This is a genomic window from Microcystis aeruginosa FD4 (genome assembly GCF_009792235.1).
In the GTDB taxonomy this organism is placed as follows: Bacteria; Cyanobacteriota; Cyanobacteriia; order Cyanobacteriales; family Microcystaceae; genus Microcystis; species Microcystis viridis.
Window position 1 is genome coordinate 5,056,953 of sequence record NZ_CP046973.1, and the last position, 21,850, is coordinate 5,078,802.

The window sequence follows — 21,850 nt, forward strand, 5'->3', positions numbered from 1 at the left end:
TAAATAATCGTTCTTTATTCTAGCCCTATGCTGGAAATGGAATAGCGATAATAAATTAAAGTAGGAGACTTTGTTTATGATTCAATTATCACCAAAATTAATCACCTTTGATGAGTTTATTGAATGGCTACCAGAAAATCGCCGTTATGAATTACATGAAGGAATAATTATCGAGATGCAACCCACAGGAAAACATGAGGATATTACTGGCTTTCTTACCCAAGAATTAACCTTAGAATACATGAGGATGAATTTACCCTATCGTATTCCGCCGAAAGCGTTAGTTAAGTTAAAGGATAAGGAAACGGGTTATAATCCGGATTTGTTACTAATTAATCGTCAAAATCTGATCAATGAGCCATTATGGGAGAAAAAATCAACTCTTATCAAGGGGGAATCTATTCCTTTGGTGATTGAAGTTGTTAGTAGTAATTGGCGGGATGATTATGGTTATAAATTAGTTGATTATGAGGCGATGGGGATTAAAGAATATTGGATTGTGGATTATTTAGGCATAGGTGGGGTGCGTTTTATTGGACAGCCAAAACAACCGACTCTTTCTATTTATCAACTGATCGATGGGGAGTATCAAGTACAACAATTTAGGGGAAAGGATTTAATTAATAAATCACTAATCTTTCCTGAGTTAAATTTAACGGCTGCACAAGTTTTTCAAGGTCAAAAGTAAATTTTAATTTTTATGAACAATGATGTCCTATGCTTCTAAATCAAAGTAACCAAGGATAATTAACCATGACATTAACGATTGTCAATGACTCCCTAAAAACCATTCTCGCTCGACTGAAACGAGAGCTAAAAAGACATTACGGCGATCGCCTTAAACAGTTGATCATGTTTGGTTCTCAGGCCAGGGGTGACGCGCATCCAGACTCTGATATTGATGTCTTAGTGGTTCTCAAAGGAGAAGTAAATGCAGGTGAAGAAATTGAAAAAACTGGACCCATTATAGCCAGTTTATCTTTAGAAAAAGATGCCGTAATCAGTTGTATATTTATGGATGAATACCGATTCATTCATCGTTCTGGTCCTTTGCTTAGGAATATTCGTAAAGAGGGAATAATTCTATGACAGAAGATCAGATTGAATTACTTTTAAAAGCTCGTCAACCTGCTGCCGCAGCACAAGTATTACTCGATAACAACTACCCAGATTATTACAAAATACTGGAGATTAGGGAGTCAATCATGATCTTACAAACAGAAAACAAATACTATACCCCTGAAGAATACTTGACTTTAGAGGAAAAAGCGACAGAAAAACATGAATACCGAGATGGAGAAATTGTAGTTATGCCGGGAGGAACAACAAATCATAATCAAATTGCTCTCAATTTTTGTCGCAAATTTCCTTTAACAATTCAGGAGCAAGATTATTATATTTATATCAATGATGTCCGCTTGTGGATACCTCAATATCGCGTCTTCACTTATCCTGATGTAATGGTAATAAAAGGAAAACCAATCTATGAAGGAAGCAGTAAAACAAATGTAACAAATCCTTTAATTATTGTAGAAGTTCTTTCTCGATCAACCAGAGATTATGATCGGACAGATAAATTTGAATTTTATCGTTCTATTCCAGAGTTTCAGGAATATCTTTTAATCGATCAAGATCGCTTTTATGCAACTCAATATTTTAAGCAAGGGGATGGAAAATGGATTTTTAATGATTATAAAGGAGCAGAATCCGTGTTAAAATTGGCTTCAGATGAATTTGAAATTTCCTTTCAAGATTTGTATGAAAGAGTCGATTTTGAATTAGATGAAGGGTAACATATATCTAAATGAGAGAGGTAAAAAACTATGGAAAATAAAAAGCGATCGCCCCTAATTCAACCCCTACCCTAAAAGAATGATTAAGCATGACATTAACGATTGTCAATGATACCCTAAAAACCATTCTCGCTCGACTGAAACGAGAATTAAAAAATCATTACGGCGATCGCCTTAAACAGTTGATCATGTTTGGTTCTCAAGCTAGGGGTGACGCGCATCCAGACTCTGATATTGATGTCTTAGTGGTTCTCAAAGGAGAAGTAAATGCAGGTGAAGAAATTGAAAAAACTGGACCCATTATAGCCAGTTTATCTTTAGAAAAAGATGCCGTAATCAGTTGTATATTTATGGATGAATACCGATTCATTCATCGCTCTGGTCATTTGCTGAGGAATATTCGTAAAGAGGGAAAATTCTAGGACAGAAGACTCAGACTGACTTACTTGTAAAAGCTCATCAAATTAATAAGGAAAAACCGATTATGGCTTGGCAATTAGAAATACACCATATTGATGTTGCACAGGGAGATGCCACTCTTATTGTTGTTCGTGAAGTCGCTCCTTTTCTTAATGCTGCTGCTCCCATAATCAGATCGGTATTAATAGATGGAGGAAAACTTAACAAAGGTGCGGATGTGCATCAATATCTTAACACTACAGTTAACCTTAATAACTTAGATATAATGATTGCAACCCATTATGATGGAGATCATTATAACGGACTACGATATTTACTTCAACGAAATACTCATATTTATGATAATACTATTATTTTTGACCAAGGAGAACAAGGAAATATAACCGTAAAAAGAAGAAGAGATGGAACTGATAATACTACTATTTTAAATCAAGAATCTGACTATTTGAGGTATTTAGATGCAATTCAATCTCGCGGAGCGAGAAACAGAATTACCCAACAGGTTAATTCTCAAAAAGGAGGAGCCGGAGGATGGAGAAATCCTTACTGGTTAGTCAACAAAGAAGTTTTATGGTATGGTTTTGCAGGTGGAGTTCCTGCTGGCGCTCCCATAATGACTTGTATTGCCGCTAATCAATATATTAGAAATGCGGGAGCCGCAAATCCTGTGCAAAGTGGACAGAGTGTCGATCCTAAAAACGAAAAAAGTCTGGCATTCCTCGTGCAATTCAACAATTTTAAATATTATCTTGGGGGAGATATAGAAACTACTCAAGAAGATCATATTATGACTAATTTGAATCCAAATGATGACGATGCTGGACGTATTCTTGCCATGAAAGCCAGCCATCATGGCAGCGATCGCTCAACTAGCGCAAATTTTGTTAACCGTTTAAGACCAAGTGCAGCATTTATTTCCTGTGGCTATAACAATAGTTTTGAACATCCAAGACAGGAGGTGCTTAATAATCTAGAACACTGCGTAAATCTACAATATTACTATCTAACAGAAGATCGTGATGATACTGCTTTTAATGCAAGAGTTGGTGCTGTGGGAGGTCCCGCCCCCAATATTGCTGCTGCCTACACTCCAAAAGCGTTTGTCGCTGGTTCTTGGGGTCCCCCTGACGATGCAGCCCCAAATAAACAAGGGGGAAATATAGTTTTGAGAGTGACAGAAGATCAATCCAATCAGCTACCTAATGGAGTATTACTATTAGGTCAATCTCGATTTACTGTCACTGGTTATAGTGCTGATTCAGTTGCTGCTAGCCCTTTCAATAATGCTCATACATAAACCTAATTAAGCCTAACAAAAAGATGTAAAGCCATGTCAATACTTAGCGATACGAAGACAACATTAGAAAATCACCTTAGAGAAGGAAATCTGATCTTAAATAAAGATTTGATTCCCTTTGATAACATTAAAGCTTTTTTAGAAAGCTTACCCGATCAACAATTACTCATCGCTGTTCCAAGTCCCGATAATATCAGCCTCTCTGGTCAAAATTTTCCTCAAGAACTTATTCTCAGAGGACAGCTTGCTGACTACTGGAATATCAAAGGAATTGGTGATAGAATTTTAAATATTACTCAAATAACAGTAAGTTTTAGCCAATCTAATGAATCTGCTTTAGTTGTCACAACCCTAATCATTGATGGTTTATTGAATCTCAATGCAAAACAGATTCCTGTTCAAGGCAGATTAATTGAAGGAAACCGATTAAAATTTAACTTAAATAATTCAATAACGACTGATTTTTCTCTTTCAGAGATTGCTGATTATGCTACTCATTCGGCAATGGTAGAATACTTACCTACAGGAGTAGATATTTTTAATAATGTGATAATTGCATCCCTAGATTTAGATTTTAGTTTTGACAGTTTAGTGCCCACTTTATTCAGTATAACTTGTAATCCTAGTGGTTCTGAATGGTCAATTATTAATAATTTTACCAGTCTCAAAAATTTAGGCGTAGTAATCAGCAGTAAATATTCTCCTCGGAATCAAGACCAGTTAAATTTATCTTTCGGCGGGAATATTCATGGTACTCTTCATATCGGACGTGATTATAACATTATTATTTACTTTCAGGGACGTAATTTTTGGGAACTAACTATTATTCCAGCCAATAGTAACATTTTACCCGGACTTTCAGAGTTAGCAGAATTAGCAGGGGGAGACAACCTAAAAACCACTGTGCAGAATGGACTAAATGCCATAGGATTAGGAGAAATATCTATTCAAGGTGTCAGCATAGGATTTGATCTGCAAAGCAAAAAATTGTCTTACATATCCATGAGAAGTCAAATCGCTGTTGCTGGAGTAAAAGTCAACCTTTTTACTCGTCTTCCTAATTTTGAATTTGCAGGTAGCAAGTCTCAAGATAGTTCTATTAGTCTGAAAGCTTTGATTCAACATTACTTTATCCAAGCAGAAGATTTTCCCGAATTAGATATTACAGAATTTGTTTTTACCGCTTATCCCAGTGAAAGTTCATACACCATTCATACCATCATTGAGGATGTTTGGGAATTTAAAATTGCCAGTAGTTCAATAGCAATTGCTGAACTTGAATTAGAGTTAACGAAATCAGGTAATAGTATTTCTGGTTCAATCACGGCTAGTTTGATGGTTGCTGATGTTAGTATTTTTATTTTGGCTAACTCTCCAGAAAATAGGGGTAATGGCTGGCAATTTGAAGGTAAAACAGGAACTGGAAACGAAATTTATTTAGGAACATTGATTAAAGAGTTAGCTACCAAATTTGGTACTGATCAAACCCTACCTTCATCTGTATCAGATTTAATCATCGAAAATATTGGAGTATCATTTAACACAAAAACTAAAGATTTTACTTTTACCTGTGAGTCCAAATTTCCTATTGATAATCAAGAAGTAGATATTACCTTAAATATTAATATCATCCAACAATTAGACGGCTCTTATAAAAAACACTTTGATGGACATATCACTATTGGCAGCTTAAAATTTGCCCTCATTTTCGATACAGATAAAGATAAAACCTCTACCAACTTCCTCGCTGCTTACCACGATGAAGAAACGGTAAAAATTAAAGACCTAATTGGTTATCTTGACCCCCAACTAGAAATTCCAGAAGGGTTAGAAATAAGTCTAAAAGATGCTTTATTTGTCTATTCTAAACAAGCAACAATAACTAATTTTCTCTTTGGCTTAAATATTGGTGGTGGCATTAACCTCTCTAACCTTCCCTTAGTGGGCCAAGAATTTCCCAAAGATCAAACCATCGGGGTTGATGACTTACAATTCCTGATCGCCAACAAAGACTTTGCCTCTTTAGAAATCACAGCTTTTAACAACCTGATAGGACAAGGTACTCAAATACCAATAAAAGATAGTAACACCCAAACAGCGATCGCACTCCCGAAAGGTTTAAATGTAGCCGCCAAAATGCAATTCGGTAGCCAAACCAACATTCTCGCCTTGCCAATTTCTTCCTCTACTCCTCAAACCCCTACCCCAAGTCAGCCGACTGTTATTCCCTCTACCACCACCCCCCCCTCTGATAACGCCACTTGGTTTAAAATCCAAAAAAGCTTTGGTCCCGTTCATTTTGAAAGAGTAGGAGTACAGTACAAAGACGCAGCCATCGGCTTCTTATTAGATGCTAGTCTTAACCTAGCCGGACTTTCCCTCTCCCTCGATGGACTTGCCGTTAACTCCCCCCTCAATCAATTTAACCCCCAATTTGAACTTAAAGGCATCGGCATCGACTACAAAGGAAGTGACACATTAGAAATTGGTGGCGCATTCCTCAGAACCAAAATCACCACCCAAGATGGAAAAACCTACGACGAATACAACGGGGCTGCCGTTATCAAATTTAACGTCAAAGGCAAAGCCCTCAAACTTTCCGCCATAGGGTCCTATGCTTATTTTGAAGGGCATCCCTCCCTCTTTATCTACGCCATTCTTGACTACCCCATCGGTGGCCCCTCCTTCTTCTTCGTCACCGGATTAGCCGCCGGTTTTGGTTATAACCGCGCCCTCAAAGTCCCCACCATTGACCAAGTTGCCACCTTCCCCCTTGTCGCCGAAGCCGTTAACCCTCCTCCTGCTGAGGGTTCTAACTCAGACCAAGCTGCCCGACTCACAGGAGAACTAACCAAACTCCGGGACTATATCCCCCCCGAAACCGGGCAAATATTCCTCGCCATCGGCATTAAATTCACCTCCTTTAAACTAATTGACTCTTTTCTCCTGCTTACCGTCGCTTTTGGTAATCGTTTTGAACTTAATATACTTGGTTTAGCCACCCTCATCGCCCCCCCAAATGTAGGCGCAGGAGTCCCCCCAGTTGCCCAAGTACAACTAGCCATCAAAGCCAGTTTTCTGCCCGCCGAAGGATTTATCGGCGTTATTGCCCAACTTACTCCTAACTCTTATATCCTTTCCCAAGCTTGTCATTTAACCGGGGGATTTGCCTTTTATGGCTGGTTTGCCCCTAACGTACATGAGGGAGATTTTGTTCTTACTTTAGGGGGTTATCATCCCCTCTTTAAAGTCCCTGACCATTATCCGAAAGTTCCTCCTCTTACTATTAACTGGCAAGTCAACAGTGAACTTTACATCAAAGCGGATGCTTACTTTGCCCTGACTCCTTCCGCTATTATGGCAGGGGGACATCTCCAAGCTACTTGGAATAGTGGCCCTCTGAGCGCTTGGTTTAACGCCGGGGCAGATTTTCTCATGTCTTGGAAACCCTATCACTACGATATTTCTATCTATGTTGATATGGGAGTGTCCTATACTTTTCACTTTTTTGGGACCCATCATATTACCGTTCAATTAGGGGCAGATTTACACATCTGGGGACCCGAATTTACAGGTATTGCCCATATTCATCTTCGGATTATTTCTTTTGATGTACGTTTTGGTAGCAGTGCTTCTCAATCTCCCAAAGCTATTGACTGGAATGAGTTTAAAACCTCTTTTCTCCCTGCTGCTGATGCTATTTGTAGTATTACTGTTCAAGAGGGTTTAGTCAGAAAAGTTAATCAAGATGATAAAACAGATTTAGGGATCATTAATCCTAAAGATTTCTGCTTAGTCACTAATTCAGTCATTCCTGCTAATAAAGCTGTCTATACTAAAGATATAACTCTTCAAGACGATCAAATCCAAATTGCGGCAAGTAATACCCAATTTGGCATCAGTCCAATGGAAGTCAAATCGGAGCAATTAACCTCAGATTTAACGATTAGTATAACTAGAGATGGCAAGTCTCTAAGTTCAGCAGAATTTGACGAAGATTTTGCTTGTATTCCCCTATTTAAAAAAGTTCCCATCGCACTTTGGGGCGAATCTTTAACCCCTAGTTTGAATGGTAATCAATTTATTGAAAATACCCTATCTGGATTAGAAATTAAACCTAAAAAACAACCAGAACCTGGAGCAACTCAAGCCATTAATCGCAGTGAATTACAATTTAGCACTACTCAAATTAATAATGCTTATCATTGGCAGACGATTAGCACTTTTCAGGAGGAAACCACTAAAGACATTAGTAGCACTATTGTAGATAATGCAGTCAACAACACCAGAGATAATTTACTAAAAGCACTAAATTTAAACAGTGAAGAAATTGATCTCAGTGCAACAATTGCAGACAATTTATTGGGTTCACCTAAAATTGGAGTTTTAGTTAATTAAATTAATTATTATTAAAGGAGTAAAAAATGCCAGAAACTACCACAACTGAACCCACTAAAATTGAATTTATTCAGTATCATCAGCCAGCTTTAAAAGATGGTGACTATCAGATTACTCTTACACAACAAATAACAGGAGAAAAAATTCCAGCTAATACCTCCTTTCAGATTACTAGAAAATTTTCTGTAGGTGCAGAAAGATTTGACTTAAAACCCACAGCTATTCATGCTGTATTTCCCCCTGATGGTAGCTTAGGGGAACATTCCAAGGTTTTACCCCATATTATCTTAAACCGTAGTACCTTACCTTGGGAACGTCAGGCTATTTCTAACAATAATAATATCTCTTGGTTAGCTTTATTATTATTTGAAGAAAAGGAAGCACCAGAAACCCAAATTGTTACCCTAAAAACCTTAAAAGATATTAATAGTTATCTTGCTAAATTTACTAATTTTACCCTAGAAAGTGGACAACATGAAGACGATAAAGTAATAATTATTGATGTCAAAAAAGAGTTATTAGAAAAAATTTTACCCACTAAAGAAGACTTAACTTATCTTGCTCATGTTCGTCAAGGAACAGATGAGCAAGGAAACTTAATCGGCGATGAATTAGATGTTATTATTTGTAATAGACTTCCCCAAAAAGGCGGCAGAAGTATCGTCCATCTGGTTTCTTTAGAAGGACGTTATAATAATAACGGTTTTGATTTTCAGGGAGCAGGAGATCATGATAAAATTCGTTTAGTTAGCCTAAAAAGTTGGAGTTTTTCTTGTATAGATGAAAAGCAAAGTTTTCAAGGACTTTTGACCAATCTTAACCGAGAACCTAGTACCCTAAGATTGCCACAAGTTGCTAATCCTGAAGCGGAAAAATATCTATCTATGGGTTATGTTCCTCTCCCCCATTTTTTACGACAAGGAGGTAAAACCTTCTCTTGGTATCATAGTCCTTTAATCACCGGCAACAATCCTAATAATAACATCACCTTACCCATTCGTACAGCAGATGAATTAATCATCTATAATCCTGATAATGGTATATTTGATGTTTCATACTCTGCTGCTTGGGAATTAGGAAGATTACTCACTTTACAGAGTAAAAATTTATCCGTCAGTCTCTATAATTGGAAACGCGCTCATAGACAAAGCTTACAAAATCTAGAAACTCATTTACCAGTTTATAATCAACCTAATACTGATCTACCTGAGAGTATTTATAATTGGTTTGAAGATTTAAGTCTTCTTAAAGGTGTACCTTTTAATTATCTCGTTCCCGATGAACTTATGTTACCTGTAGAATCAATTCGTTTCTTCTATATTGATTCCCTTTGGATAGAATGCTTATTAGATGGAGCATTTAGTATTGGTCGAGTAACTACATCAGATCATAAACAGGATCAAGAAAATAAAACAAATCCTGCTGTTAACAATTACCCCATAGTAACTGGTTTCTTACTCCGTTCAGATGTAGTGTCAGGTTGGCCGGGTTTACTCGTTGATGGTTATCATGAAGATGATACAAAAAAGATTGAATTACTACGGATAGAACGTCTTTCTGCTAATGTTTTAATCTGTTTATTTAAGGGAAAAATCAAAACTGTAGATATTCACCAAAAACCAGAAACCTTACATTTTGGACTAGACTGGGATGATGAGAATAAAACCTTTTACAAAAAATTAAAAAACTTAGATGGTCAGGACATTAACAAAAAGGTTGATAATATTCCTTGGAAAGATTCAGAAAAAAGAGTTATAGATATCAATTCACTTACTAACAGGATTAAAGAACAAGTGGACAATAGTAGCTCATTTACCTCTGCACAATTGGCTTTAGAGATGATTGAAGGAGTAGAAAAAGTGAGATTTATTGGTTCTTAAAAACATATTATAGCGTTTACTGTTCGCAAGCGGTACATTATCGATGTTGAAAAGCTTAATCAGCAAAGGTTTAACTGTGCCACACAGGTGTGAGAAACGCTATATGTCCAAATGGGGAAGTTCAGATATACAATCAAAAATACTAAATTTATCGTAATAAAATAAGGACGCTGCCAATTGCGTCCTCAAGGTATCGGGAAAAGGCTTTTTTCCTAGACTTTCCGAGAGTAGTATTCCACTACTAACAGTTCATTAATCGAGAGGGCAATCCATTCTCTTTCCACAACGCCATTCACTTTGCCCACGAGGGTGTTTTTGTCAAATTCCAAATGACTCGGCAGATTGGCTAAACCGGGGTATTCCATATTTCTTTTGACGAGATCCTGGGAACGCTCTTGATTTCTGACTCCAATCACATCACCCGGACGGCACTGATAACTGGCAATATCCACAACTCTACCGTTAACGGTGACGTGACCGTGATTGACTAATTGTCGCGCCCCCGGAATTGTCCCGGCCATCCCGAGACGGAAAACGGTATTATCCAGACGCATTTCTAAGAGTTGCAGCAGCACCTGACCGGTGGAACCGGTAGCCCGGCGAGCTTTGCGGACATAGCGAATTAATTGTTTTTCGCTGACACCGTAGTTAAAACGCAGTTTTTGTTTTTCTTCTAGACGAATGGCATATTCTGAACGTTTTTTCCGGGCCTGGCCATGTTGCCCCGGTGCATAGGCACGACGGGCATTTTTACGGGTTAACCCTGGTAATTCCCCTAAACGACGCACAACGCGCAAGCGCGGTCCTCTATAACGAGACATACAGACAGTCTGCTCCTATTTAAATTTATCCCAAAACTATTATCATAGCACAAATTAAGTAATTTATTTGGGTGTGGGGAGATGGGGAGATGGGGAAGTGGGGAAGTGGGGGAATTTCAACTAAAACCCTAAAACCCTAAAACCCTAACAGCCCAAAACCCCTAAACCCCTAAACCCCTAAACCCCTAAACCCCTATCACCCTATCTCCTGACGGCAGGTGATGTATTTTTTTCGTTAAAGATGAGGCTAATCTCCGCCATCTTAGGGCATACTGTGAGTGTAACGAAGCACTATATTATTCAGGTTGCTTTCCCACTCCTTCCCTAGCTGAATCTCTATCTTGGAGAAGCCATAGTCATGATCGAAATGAAAGTCGCTGGAATTGCCCTAGACGCTATTACTCGCAGTCCCATTGTACTGCTCAAGGATGGTTCCGAGCGTCGCGCCCTACCTATCTACATCGGACAAGATCAGGCTAAGGCCATTATCACCGTCCTCGAACAACAAAAACCCCCTCGTCCCCTCACCCACGATTTGATCGCTAATATTTTTAAAGTTTGGGACATGGATTTAGAAAAGATTATCATCCATTCTCTCCAAGATAATACTTTTTATGCTGTTCTCTGTCTCCAGCGCGGCGAAGTCAAAAAAGAAATCGATTGTCGTCCCAGTGATGCGATCGCTATTGCCCTGCGTACCAACAGTCCCGTCTGGGTAATGGAAGAAGTGATCGCTTCCGCTTCTATCCCGGTCGATCGTGACGCAGATGAACAGGAACGTCAAGCTTTTCGCAATTTCGTCTCCAATCTTAGCCCCTCAGACCTGATCCAACGTCACGGTGATTTTAGTGATCAGTGAACATTCAGGAGACAGGAGACAGGAGTCAGGAGACACGAGATAGCTTTTATTTATTCTCCCCATCACCCCCCGCAACGCGCACGCAGTGACCACCCCATTTCCCCATCACCCCATCACCCCATCACCCCCACACCCCATCCCCCAATACCTTCTAACTAACAACTGATAACTGGTAACTGATAACTGATAACTGATAACTGATAACTGATAACTGAATCAATGCGTTATCGACGATTTGGCCGTACTAATTGGCAATTTTCGCTGTTTTCCCTGGGGACAATGCGCTGTTTGTCCTCAGAGTCGGTGTTTACCGCAACAGTCGATCGCGCCCTAGAATTGGGGATTAATCACCTAGAAACGGCCAGAGGTTACGGTAATAGCGAAGTTTTTCTCGGTCGCTACCTGCAGCGTCAAGGGGTGCGGGAGCAAGTTTATCTGACTACGAAATTAGTCCCCACTCCTGATCGCCAAACTATGGAAAAAGCGATCGCCGAATCCCTAAAACGATTACAATTAAATTATCTCGATTGTCTAGCAATTCACGGTATTAACACCCGCGAGCATTTAAACTGGATTAAAGACCCGCAAGGCTGCATGAAAGCCGTTTTTATGGCCCAAGAAGCGGGAAAAATCGGTCATATTGGCTTTTCTACCCATGCACCCCTAGAAATTATTCTGGAGACGATCAATACAGATTTCTTTGCTTTTGTCAATATCCATTACTATTTTTTTTGGCAAAGACAGCAACCGGCGATCGCTTTAGCCCAAGCAAAGGACATGGGTGTGTTTATTATCTCCCCTGCTGATAAGGGAGGTGGTCTCCACAGACCTCCCAAGAAGCTAGAGGAATTATGCGCTCCTTTTTCACCCCTAGAGCTAAATTATCGCTTTTTATTGAGCGATCCGCGCATTACTACCCTCAGCGTCGGGGCAGCGATCCCAGAGGAATTAGAAGCAATTATTAACGTATGCGAACGAGAGCAGCCCTTAGATGCGGCAGAAATTGCCGTTTTTAAGCGTTTAGAGGCACATTTAACCGATAAATTGGCCACAGATCTATGTAGCCAATGTTATCAATGTTTACCCTGTCCCGAAAATATTAACATCCCCGAAGTGTTGAGACTGCGGAATCTGGCAGTAGCTTACGAAATGACCGATTTTGGCCAGTATCGCTATCGAATGCTAGAAAATGCCGGTCATTGGTTCCCCGGACGCAAAGCGAATAATTGTACTGAATGCGGTGATTGTTTGCCTCGCTGCCCGGAAAAATTGCCGATTCCCCAGCTGCTATTTAATACACACGAACTACTTAAAGGACCAGCGCAACGGAGATTGTGGTCATCTTAAGACGAAACCCTGAAAAATTTTTTTTGGGGATCGTCAAAGTGTAAAAACTATCTTAAGATTAACAGGTAAGAGAATTAACTTTCTTGAATTTAAAGAGACAAAAAACAAGAAATAGATTAAGGAGTAAAGGATATGGCACTCGTCCCCATGCGGTTATTGTTGGATCACGCGGCTGAGAACGGATATGGCATCCCCGCTTTTAACGTAAATAATATGGAGCAGATCCAAGCGATCATGCAAGCGGCGGCAGCCACCGATAGCCCCGTTATCCTGCAAGCTTCTCGCGGTGCGCGCAAATATGCAGGGGAAAACTTCCTGCGTCACTTGATCACCGCTGCGGTGGAAACCTATCCTCATATCCCCATCGTGATGCACCAAGATCACGGTAATGAACCCGCCACCTGCTACTCGGCGATCCGTAACGGTTTCACCAGTGTCATGATGGATGGTTCCTTAGAAGCGGATGCCAAAACTCCCGCCACCTACGAGTACAACGTTAACGTTACTGCTGAAGTGGTAAAAGTTGCTCACTCGATCGGTGCTAGTGTGGAAGGAGAACTCGGTTGCTTAGGTTCCCTAGAAACCGGTAAAGGAGAAGCGGAAGATGGCCACGGTTTTGAAGGGGAATTAGATCACTCGATGCTGTTAACCGATCCCGATGAAGCGGTGGATTTCGTCGAAAGAACCCAAGTAGATGCTTTAGCAGTAGCCATTGGTACTAGCCACGGCGCTTACAAATTTACCCGCAAACCCACTGGCGAAATCCTTGCTATTAGCCGCATTGAAGAAATTCACAGCCGCTTACCCAATACTCACTTGGTTATGCACGGTTCTTCCTCGGTTCCTGAAGATCTCCTCGAATTAATCAACCAATTCGGTGGCGCTATCCCTGAAACCTACGGTGTACCCGTGGAAGAAATCCAAAAAGGCATCAAGAGTGGTGTGCGTAAAATCAATATCGACACCGACTGCCGTTTAGCAATTACCGCCGCAGTTCGGGAAGCACTTTTCAGCAACCCGAAAGAGTTTGATCCCCGTTTCTTCCTGAAACCCTCGATCACCTATATGCAGAAAGTTTGTGCCGATCGCTATCAACAATTTGGTACCGCCGGTAACGCCAGCAAAATCAAACAAATGTCCCTCGATGACTACGCAGCCAAATATGCTAAAGGGCAATTAACCCAAGTCAGCAAAAAAGTTGTGGCTGTCTAGTGGCTGAACAATTAAGCGATCGCTTAATAGCACCAGTTTAGCAGGATTTTTTGGGGTAGTTAACCATAACTACCCTCTTTTTTATGGCAATGCCTTCAAGGGAAAGAGTTACCAGATAAGAATCGATTTCAGAGAAAAGACTATACTGAAAATAATCAGCAGATCAGCACTTGATTTATAAGAGAAGCAAGATGAGAAAAAAATCGTTGTGGGTGGGATTATTAGTGGGATTTTGGTTTTGTCTAACTTGGATGGCATGGACACCCACAGCAGCCGCCTTTAGCGAAGAACAAAAATTATTACTGCAATCTTGGCGATTAGTCAACCAATCTTATTATGATGACACATTTAATCATCAAAACTGGTGGCAGGTGCGGGAACAATTCATCAAAAAACCCCTCAACGACCGGACGGCGGCCTACAATGCGATCGAACAGATGTTAGCCACTCTCGATGAACCCTTTACCCGTCTCTTGCGACCGGATCAATACCATAACCTACAAATTAGCACCACGGGGGAATTATCAGGGGTAGGACTGCAAATTAATATCAATCCCGACAATGGTTACTTAGAAGTGGTTGCCCCCCTTGCTGGTTCTCCTGCTGAGGCCGCTGGTTTGACTAGCCACGATCGCATTTTGTTTATTGATGGCATCGATACTACTACTTTAACCCTCGATGCAGCAGCGGCCAAAATGCGCGGAACTCCCGGAACAGAAGTTTCCTTAGTCATTCTTCCCGATCAAAAAAGTCAACCAAAAACCCTATCTTTAACCCGTCAACGCATTTCTTTAAGTCCAGTGGTAGCGGTTTTAGATAAAAATTCTAGTTCCTTGCCCATCGGTTATGTGCGCTTAAATCAATTTAGTGCTAACGCTGCCAAAGAAGTCTCGGAAGCAGTGACGAATTTACAAAAACAAGGAGCCAAGGGTTATATTTTGGATCTAAGAAATAACCCCGGTGGTTTACTGCAAGCGGGCATAGAAATCGCTCGGATGTGGATTAATCAGGGAACGATCGTTTATACGGTTAATCGTGAGGGAATTGCCGATAGTTTTGCCGCTGCTGGCAATGCTTTAACTGACGCACCTTTAGTCGTTTTAGTCAATCAGGGAACCGCCAGCGCCAGCGAGATTTTAGCCGGAGCATTACAGGACAATCAACGGGGGGTTTTAGTGGGAGAAAAGACTTTCGGTAAGGGATTAATTCAGTCCTTATTCGAGTTACCCGATGGGGCAGGATTAGCGATTACCGTCGCCAAATATGAAACTCCCGCTCACCATGATATCCATAAGTTAGGAATTATGCCCGATCAAGTGGTGGCACAGGAACCGATCACCTATGAGCAAATCGGCACCGAAAAAGATAGTCAATACCAAACGGCGATTCAGTTTTTAAACCAGAAGACCATTTTAGCCAAAGCTTCCTAAGTGGGGTTTTCAGCCATCAGTTACCAGTTATCAGTTACCAGTTATCAGATGCGAGTTTTCAGGGTTCTTCGCTACTTGGTATGGTTCGATCGGGGGGCATAAATCGACTAAATACTTATCTGGCAAGAGACTTAATTGATTAGTTCGTTAGAGAGGGAAAACAATTGACAAAGATCGCATCAATGTCTTTCTCTATAAGGGTTTCATCTCTTATAACCCCCTCCATTGCATAACACAAACAAAAAGAACCGTTTTCAGTTCACTGTTTACTGTTTACTGTTTACTGATCACTGAAAAAACTTCCCACACCCCACGGCATAGATCGAACAAATTAGCCATTTTTTCCATCAATATCTAAATTAAGATGGAAACCTGTTTGATTTGGAGAGAATGCTAACATCGATGAGAATTTTCCCAGTCCTGGCTTTTCAGTCTTGCAACCTTGACTCATCCTTGATCTTACCGCCATGCAGAAATATATTCGATCGCCCCTAGCCCTAACCCTGAGCATCAGCCTCTTAGCTAATTTTTTAACCGCTTGTAATAATGCCCAAACCCCAGATAACAACACCTCTAGTCCCACCACCACTGCCCCCAGTGATGAGGGACTAAAATTAGGGGCCTTACTGCCCATTACCGGAGATTTAGCCGCTATTGGTCAAAATATGCCCGAAGCAGCCGCCCTAGCGGTGGAGACTATCAATGCCTGTGGTGGAGTCAATGGCAAACCCGTCACCCTCGTGAAAGAAGATGACCAAACCGATCCCGCTGCCGGTGCTTCGGCGATGACAAAACTAGCGGAGGTGGATAAAGTAGCCGGTGTGATCGGTTCCTTTGCCAGTAGCGTCTCAGGAGCAGCCGTCGATGTGGCGGTGAGAAATAAAGTTATGTTAGTCTCTCCGGGTAGCACCAGTCCTGTCTTTACTGACAGGGCGAAAAAAGGCGATTTTCAAGGTTTTTGGGCCCGGACGGCTCCCCCAGACACCTACCAAGCTCAAGCTTTAGCAGTCCTGGCTAAGAAAAAGGGTTTTCAAGATGTGGCCACCGTCGTGATCAATAACGATTATGGAGTGGGATTTGAGCAGGAATTCGTTGGCGCTTTCGATAAATTAGGCGGCACTATCACTAATAAGCAAAATCCTGTCCGTTATGACCCGAAAGCTGCCACTCTCGATAGTGAAGCGGCGGCTGCCTTCGCTAACCAACCGGATGCTGTAGCGGCAGTCCTTTACGCTGAAACGGGCAGTTTATTACTACAAGCGGCCTATAAACAGGGGTTGACCAAAGGAGTTACTGTCCTCCTCACCGATGGGGTTTATTCGGAAGATTTCACCAAACAGGTGGGGAAAGGAACCGATGGTAAGTCAATTATTGCCGGCGCCCTAGGTACAGTCCCCGGGGCCAACGGTCAAGCTTTAAGCGCTTTTACTACTCTCTGGAAAGAAAAAACCGGCAAGGATGTCACCGCTTTTGTTCCCCATACTTGGGATGCGGCGATTTTATTGATGTTAGCAGCCGAGGCGGCTAAATCTAACACTGGTGAGGGGATTCAAAGCAAGATTCGTGAGGTGGCTAATGGTCCGGGGACGGAAGTAACCGATGCTTGTCAAGCTATGGAAATGATTCGCAAAGGCGAGGATATTAACTATCAGGGGGCCAGTGGCAATGTGGATATCGATGAAAATGGCGATGTGGTCGGTAGTTACGATGTCTGGACTGTCAAGGATGACGGCACTCTCAAGGTTATCGATCAGGTGACACCCAATCAGTAATCAGTAATCAGGAGGCAAAAGGCAAAAGGCAGAAGGCAGGGGATAGGGATTTAGGGGTTTAGGGAAATTTCAGCCAAATGCTCCACTTCCCCACTACCTCACTACCCCACTTCATAATTCATAATTCATAATTCATACTTTGTGCTTTTTGTCAAAAAAACTTTTTTTTTGCAATAAAACTACATAAAAAAAAAGCATCGTTGTGGGTGAAATTGACTCATTTACCTGTCTTAATTAGGATTACCTTCTAGGTGTGGCAAGGGTTTTAACCGTTGCTGCCCAAAAAAGCAAATAATAGCCCATTATGAAATTCTGCAAAACCGATGTAACCATTATAACATCGTTGTTAAATAACAATCTTTCTCAATTAATTTTTAAGAATTTGTAAATATTGCGGAATGTTAATTTAAATATTCTCAAGTTTTTGGAGTCAATAAATAATTTTTGCTTATCTTTGCCGAACCTTGGGTTAGGAGTCAGTCCCGATGAAAAAATTTTCACCACCAGAGATGAAAGAGGTTTCCTTCCCTACACCCGTTACAGTAGAGCAGGAAGTCGCCTTCTCACCCCCTGCTTCAAAACTGGACTTACGACTTTCGCCGTATCCGGCTCCTGAGTAACTAGGCTACTGTCATTAGTAGAATGATAATGGGAATGATTATTTCCTTGTCTATTCAACTCTCTTGGCTGTATCCCCACCAGACAAGATTGTTGGTTTTAGGGCGTATATGACCATTGATTGTGGCTTAGACTTCCTAGTTACCCGCCCTTTGTTAGCAGCTCTTTGATATTACTCAAAGCCTTGGCTTTTGAGGGCATCCTCTCCCTCTATTGACTTGCGGATGGTTTCCTACAGCCCCGAACGGGCAGAGTCAACGCCGGGTTACTTCGTTCCCTATAACCATTGGTTGAACCGTTAGGATGATACTGTCCACCGGGAGCAACAGGAATGCCCTACTGATCGTGGTGTGAGCTATCAGCCCCAACTCTGTTAACTTTTGTTTCGAGCCTGTCAGCCTTTTGGCTCGTGGGTGTTGACGATGGTTAATTCGTATCTTCGCCCCAGGGCTATCCATAAGTTCAGGCTCAACGGGTTTCTGATTTAGGCTATCAGATACCGCTTTTTTTCCTCGCTCATTACCTCAGATGTACCAAGTCTAAAGCAGCAGGAAATGCCGTCACTCTAGGCATCTAGAGGACAGGACTAAGGTTATTGTCTTTTTTCTCTTCCTATCGACCGTCTCGGAGTCTCGGATTCTCCTCACCTAACGGAAGATTTGTGATTAACTCAGAAGTTATGGATTGTTTCTCCCTGCTCCACAGTTCTGGCGCTCCGCTATACCTTTTAAACAGGATGGCTCTCTTGGAGTTATGGTGATCAGCAAATTTTATCGAAGAAAGGGCGTACGCTATAGGCCCCTACCAATCACACCACGCGCGGCGGTAGGGGCGCAACGTGGTCAGTGAGTTGATCGAACTGCTTGCGCCTATAATGTGACATGGTGAACATTTTTCAGCCAATGTCCAAGAGAGCCAACAGGATTTAGTATGATCTGGTCTTTTGAGCGAGAAAAATAGAAGCAGTTAAACTAATCTCTTATCACTTAGTCTTACCTTTGGTCAAATGGTCGCTATCAGGACAGAGATAGGCGATCGGCGAAACCTTCTGGTAGATTAGACTAAATGGGAGTTGGTTAACTGCTTTTATCAAATTGATGTTCCCTAACCATCAGCATTGTCTAGGGTCGAAGGGAATAAAACAACCTAAGTTTAGGACTTTAAGCCAGAAGTTAAGAAAAAAAGTGAAATTATTATTTTTGAGTAATGGCCACGGTGAAGATGAGATCGCGATCCGGATTATTAAAAGACTGCAATCATCTCCCCTCTGTCCGGATATTACTGCTTTACCCCTAGTGGGTAACGGTTATGCTTATACTCGTCTGGGGATTCCCCTTCTCGATCGAGGTCAAAAAATGCCCTCTGGGGGTTTTATCACCAGGGATGCCCAACAATTATGGCGAGATCTACGGGAGGGATTATTAGGATTAACCTCCCGTCAATACCGTCTCGTCAGAAATTGGGGCCAAGAAGGGGGAAAAATTGTCGCGGTGGGAGATATCTTACCCCTTGCCCTTGCTTGGTTGAGCGGGACAGATTATGCTTTTGTGGGAACGGCTAAATCGGAATACTATCTCCGGGATGAGCGGGGATGGTTAGATAGTAGCTCGATCATCGATCGCCGCTGGGGTTCCTACTATTATCCCTGGGAACGCTGGTTAATGGCTCATCCTCGCTGTCGGGGGGTTTTTCCCCGGGATAGTTTAACTAGCAAAATTTTACAACAGTGGTCAATTCCTGTTGTCGATGGGGGTAATCCGATGATGGATGACCTTTTACCCTCGATAACGGGCGATTTTCCCCAAGATTGCCTAAATATTCTGCTGCTACCCGGTTCGCGCTTTCCCGAATCTCTCCACAATTGGCAGCAAATTCTCGCAGCTGTGGCGGCCATGATCGGACGTTTTCCCGATCACAAGCTGGAATTTTTGGCGGCGATCGCTCCTTCTCTCCCCCTAGAATCTTTTACGGCTGCTTTAATTTCCCGGGGTTGGCGAGAACATAGCACAAATAAGTTTATTTGTCAAGAGGTATTTATAACTATTTCTCAAAGGGATTACGCCGAATATTTAGGTCGTTGCCATCTAGCGATCGCCATGGCGGGAACTGCCACGGAACAGTTCGTCGGTTTGGGTAAACCGGCGATCACAATTGCGGGATCTGGACCACAATTTACTCCCCATTTTGCCAAACTGCAACAGCGTTTATTAGGCTGTTCAATTCTCTTGGGCGATAGTGCCGAGTCAGTGGCAGACAAGTTAGAATATTTATTACAAAATCCCCCACAGTGGCAAGAAATCGCCGTTAATGGTCGTCAGAGAATGGGGCCAGCCGGTGCCTCCGATCGCATTGCCCAATGGTTACTAGGCAATTTTTGCCCTTAAATGAAAGTATCGGTCTGATTTTCGCCGCTAGTGGGCCAATCAAAAATAGTTTCTAGGGCGATTTTTTGGGCGCTTGCTTGTTGTCCATAGCTGAAAAGATAGGGAATTTCTGCGCTTTGTTGACGAAACCACTGGAAAACGTAGGGACTACCATAAATAATCAATGCTTGAATCTGTCCGGTTTTCAGCAAAGCTTGATAGATAGCTTTCGTTTCGTCCCTTAATCCGGCACTACCCCGAAAAGGATTACCACGGATGAATACTTGTAGGAGAGTCGTTTCTGGGGAGACGAGGGATTGATTAAAGGTGCTACGGTCGATTATTTGGGTTTGATAACCCCATTGTCGGGGAATTGTCACCGCCGGACAAGAGCGATCGAGAAAGTCACAGTGGAGTAAATCATCGATAATGATTAAATTGCGGCCTTGAGTGGCTTTAATGGGTAAATTACCGCTAACTGTTTGGGAATCCTTTAAAATATCGCTGACAATCTCTAGAGCTTGCGGTGCCGCTAAACTGCTTAAGGATTCTAAGGATGGCTGTCTTTGCCCTAATTTCTCTTTTGCTCGTTGAATACGCTGCCAAGAATCATTAATTCTCGCTTCGCTAATTGTACCCGCTTGCACGGCACTATACACCGCTTCGATCGCTTCGATCGGATCGGGAGGCATTAACAGTATATCAGCCCCCGCCTGTACCGCCTTCACTGCTATAGCGGCAGCACTGGCAATTTTAGTCACTCCCCCCATAATCAGGGCATCAGTGACGATTAAACCCTGAAAACCGAGATTTTGGCGCAGTTTTTCCCCGAGAATTTTCGAGGAAAGAGTGGCGGGAAATTCGGCATCCCAAGCGGGAATTAACAGATGACCTGACATAATACTATCAACCCCCGACTCGATTGCTGCTTGAAAGGGCGGCAATTCGATCGCTTCTAGGCGATGATGATCGTGGTTGATGATGGGAAGATCGAGATGGGAGTCATTGCTGGTGTCACCGTGGCCAGGAAAATGTTTGGCCGTGGTCAAAACTGGATAGGAATCCGCCCCTAAAATAAAAGCTTGAGCCAGATTAGCGACGATTTCGGGAGTTTCAGCGAAGGAACGAATATTAATAACCGGATTGTCGGGATTATTGTTCACATCGACAATTGGGGCTAAAATCCAGTTAATCCCGATCGCTAGTGCTTCCTTCGCCGTAATTGCTCCCATTTCCTTAGCATATTCTGTGGCTTTTGTCAAGCTTTTTTCAGCTATTTTTCCTAAAGCCATCGGGGGGGGAAACCAAGTGGCCCCGGAAAATCTTTGGCCGACTCCCTCCTCGATATCAGCGGCGATGAGGAGAGGATTATCGCCGGACCAACTTTGTAATTGTTGAGTGCGGAAAGCGATTTCGGCGGCGCTGCCTCCTAAGAGAATCACCCCACCGAGGTGGAGGGTTTCTAACCAATGTTTCAGGGTAGCGTTGAGGGGTTCCCAAGCAGGATAGCGGATTTGTTGGTCAAAGAGATAGCCGGAAGCGCGGACTACTATCATCTGACCAATACGTTCTTTTAGGGATAAAATGCGATCGCTCACTTATCAGTTATCAGTTATCAGTTATCAGTTATCAGTTATCAG

The 21,850-nt window shown here is 42.0% G+C and carries 16 protein-coding genes; 14 read left to right on the top strand and 2 right to left on the bottom strand.

Annotated features, from left to right (window positions below; all coding sequences use genetic code 11):
- Positions 1-76: 76 nt before the first annotated feature.
- The 7 genes from GQR42_RS25115 (at position 77) to GQR42_RS25145 (ending at position 9,788) form a co-directional block, all read left to right on the top strand.
- A complete protein-coding gene (locus GQR42_RS25115) occupies positions 77-688 on the top strand; it encodes a Uma2 family endonuclease (protein WP_158202054.1) in 612 nt (203 codons plus the stop codon).
- 65 nt (positions 689-753) lie between these two features.
- Complete coding sequence (locus tag GQR42_RS25120; protein WP_024969201.1) at positions 754-1,089, top strand: nucleotidyltransferase domain-containing protein; 336 nt, start codon at positions 754-756, stop codon at positions 1,087-1,089.
- A gap of 116 nt (positions 1,090-1,205) precedes the next feature.
- On the top strand, positions 1,206-1,793 hold the full coding sequence (locus GQR42_RS25125; RefSeq protein ID WP_158202576.1) for a Uma2 family endonuclease: 588 nt from the start codon (positions 1,206-1,208) through the stop codon (positions 1,791-1,793).
- A gap of 89 nt (positions 1,794-1,882) precedes the next feature.
- On the top strand, positions 1,883-2,215 hold the full coding sequence (locus tag GQR42_RS25130; RefSeq protein ID WP_158202055.1) for a nucleotidyltransferase domain-containing protein: 333 nt from the start codon (positions 1,883-1,885) through the stop codon (positions 2,213-2,215).
- A 62-nt stretch (positions 2,216-2,277) separates the two neighbouring features.
- Positions 2,278-3,510 (top strand): ComEC/Rec2 family competence protein, encoded by a 1,233-nt coding sequence (locus GQR42_RS25135; RefSeq protein ID WP_158202056.1) that lies wholly within the window; start codon positions 2,278-2,280, stop codon positions 3,508-3,510.
- A gap of 33 nt (positions 3,511-3,543) precedes the next feature.
- A complete protein-coding gene (locus GQR42_RS25140; RefSeq protein ID WP_233271167.1) occupies positions 3,544-7,908 on the top strand; it encodes a DUF6603 domain-containing protein in 4,365 nt (1,454 codons plus the stop codon).
- Positions 7,909-7,934: 26 nt separating this feature from the next.
- Positions 7,935-9,788, top strand: a complete 1,854-nt coding sequence (locus GQR42_RS25145) for a hypothetical protein (RefSeq protein ID WP_158202057.1) — start codon at positions 7,935-7,937, stop codon at positions 9,786-9,788.
- 212 nt (positions 9,789-10,000) lie between these two features.
- Here the strand turns inward: GQR42_RS25145 and rpsD are convergent, their stop codons facing one another.
- Entirely contained in the window at positions 10,001-10,609 is a 609-nt protein-coding gene (gene rpsD, locus GQR42_RS25150) for a 30S ribosomal protein S4 (RefSeq protein ID WP_002798058.1), read from the bottom strand.
- 358 nt (positions 10,610-10,967) lie between these two features.
- Here rpsD and GQR42_RS25155 point away from each other — a divergent pair, with 358 nt between their 5' ends.
- From GQR42_RS25155 to GQR42_RS25180, 7 genes are all read left to right on the top strand, one after another.
- Complete coding sequence (locus tag GQR42_RS25155) at positions 10,968-11,468, top strand: bifunctional nuclease family protein (protein WP_052275610.1); 501 nt, start codon at positions 10,968-10,970, stop codon at positions 11,466-11,468.
- 219 nt (positions 11,469-11,687) lie between these two features.
- Positions 11,688-12,815: an aldo/keto reductase gene (locus GQR42_RS25160; RefSeq protein ID WP_158202058.1), complete on the top strand. Its 1,128-nt coding sequence runs from the start codon at positions 11,688-11,690 to the stop codon at positions 12,813-12,815.
- 132 nt (positions 12,816-12,947) lie between these two features.
- On the top strand, positions 12,948-14,027 hold the full coding sequence (fba, locus tag GQR42_RS25165) for a class II fructose-bisphosphate aldolase (protein WP_045358622.1): 1,080 nt from the start codon (positions 12,948-12,950) through the stop codon (positions 14,025-14,027).
- 191 nt (positions 14,028-14,218) lie between these two features.
- Complete coding sequence (ctpA, locus tag GQR42_RS25170; protein ID WP_158202059.1) at positions 14,219-15,457, top strand: carboxyl-terminal processing protease CtpA; 1,239 nt, start codon at positions 14,219-14,221, stop codon at positions 15,455-15,457.
- Between the two features lie 467 nt (positions 15,458-15,924).
- A complete protein-coding gene (locus GQR42_RS25175; protein WP_158202060.1) occupies positions 15,925-17,229 on the top strand; it encodes an ABC transporter substrate-binding protein in 1,305 nt (434 codons plus the stop codon).
- A 391-nt stretch (positions 17,230-17,620) separates the two neighbouring features.
- Complete coding sequence (locus tag GQR42_RS29245; RefSeq protein WP_233271168.1) at positions 17,621-17,845, top strand: hypothetical protein; 225 nt, start codon at positions 17,621-17,623, stop codon at positions 17,843-17,845.
- 1,186 nt (positions 17,846-19,031) lie between these two features.
- Positions 19,032-20,231 carry a lipid-A-disaccharide synthase-related protein gene (locus tag GQR42_RS25180; RefSeq protein ID WP_158202061.1) on the top strand — a complete coding sequence of 400 codons (1,200 nt, stop codon included), beginning with the start codon at positions 19,032-19,034 and terminating at the stop codon, positions 20,229-20,231.
- Here GQR42_RS25180 and GQR42_RS25185 read toward each other — a convergent pair.
- Positions 20,228-21,808, bottom strand: coding sequence for a glycoside hydrolase family 3 N-terminal domain-containing protein (locus GQR42_RS25185; RefSeq protein WP_158202062.1), 1,581 nt, complete (start codon positions 21,806-21,808; stop codon positions 20,228-20,230). The two genes, GQR42_RS25180 and GQR42_RS25185, sit on opposite strands and share 4 nt — an antisense overlap.
- Between the last annotated feature and the right edge of the window lie 42 nt (positions 21,809-21,850).

Bases quoted from the DNA above. Each gene is read 5' to 3' on its own strand.
- ctpA (WP_158202059.1), top strand. From the start codon at position 14,219: ATGAGAAAAAAATCGTTGTGGGTGGGATTATTAGTGGGATTTTGGTTT.
- GQR42_RS25145 (WP_158202057.1), top strand. From the start codon at position 7,935: ATGCCAGAAACTACCACAACTGAACCCACTAAAATTGAATTTATTCAG.
- GQR42_RS25140 (WP_233271167.1), top strand. From the start codon at position 3,544: ATGTCAATACTTAGCGATACGAAGACAACATTAGAAAATCACCTTAGA.
- GQR42_RS25160 (WP_158202058.1), top strand. From the start codon at position 11,688: ATGCGTTATCGACGATTTGGCCGTACTAATTGGCAATTTTCGCTGTTT.
- GQR42_RS25175 (WP_158202060.1), top strand. From the start codon at position 15,925: ATGCAGAAATATATTCGATCGCCCCTAGCCCTAACCCTGAGCATCAGC.
- GQR42_RS25155 (WP_052275610.1), top strand. From the start codon at position 10,968: ATGATCGAAATGAAAGTCGCTGGAATTGCCCTAGACGCTATTACTCGC.
- GQR42_RS25135 (WP_158202056.1), top strand. From the start codon at position 2,278: ATGGCTTGGCAATTAGAAATACACCATATTGATGTTGCACAGGGAGAT.
- GQR42_RS25125 (WP_158202576.1), top strand. From the start codon at position 1,206: ATGATCTTACAAACAGAAAACAAATACTATACCCCTGAAGAATACTTG.
- fba (WP_045358622.1), top strand. From the start codon at position 12,948: ATGGCACTCGTCCCCATGCGGTTATTGTTGGATCACGCGGCTGAGAAC.
- GQR42_RS25130 (WP_158202055.1), top strand. From the start codon at position 1,883: ATGACATTAACGATTGTCAATGATACCCTAAAAACCATTCTCGCTCGA.
- GQR42_RS25120 (WP_024969201.1), top strand. From the start codon at position 754: ATGACATTAACGATTGTCAATGACTCCCTAAAAACCATTCTCGCTCGA.
- rpsD (WP_002798058.1), bottom strand. From the start codon at position 10,609: ATGTCTCGTTATAGAGGACCGCGCTTGCGCGTTGTGCGTCGTTTAGGG.
- GQR42_RS25115 (WP_158202054.1), top strand. From the start codon at position 77: ATGATTCAATTATCACCAAAATTAATCACCTTTGATGAGTTTATTGAA.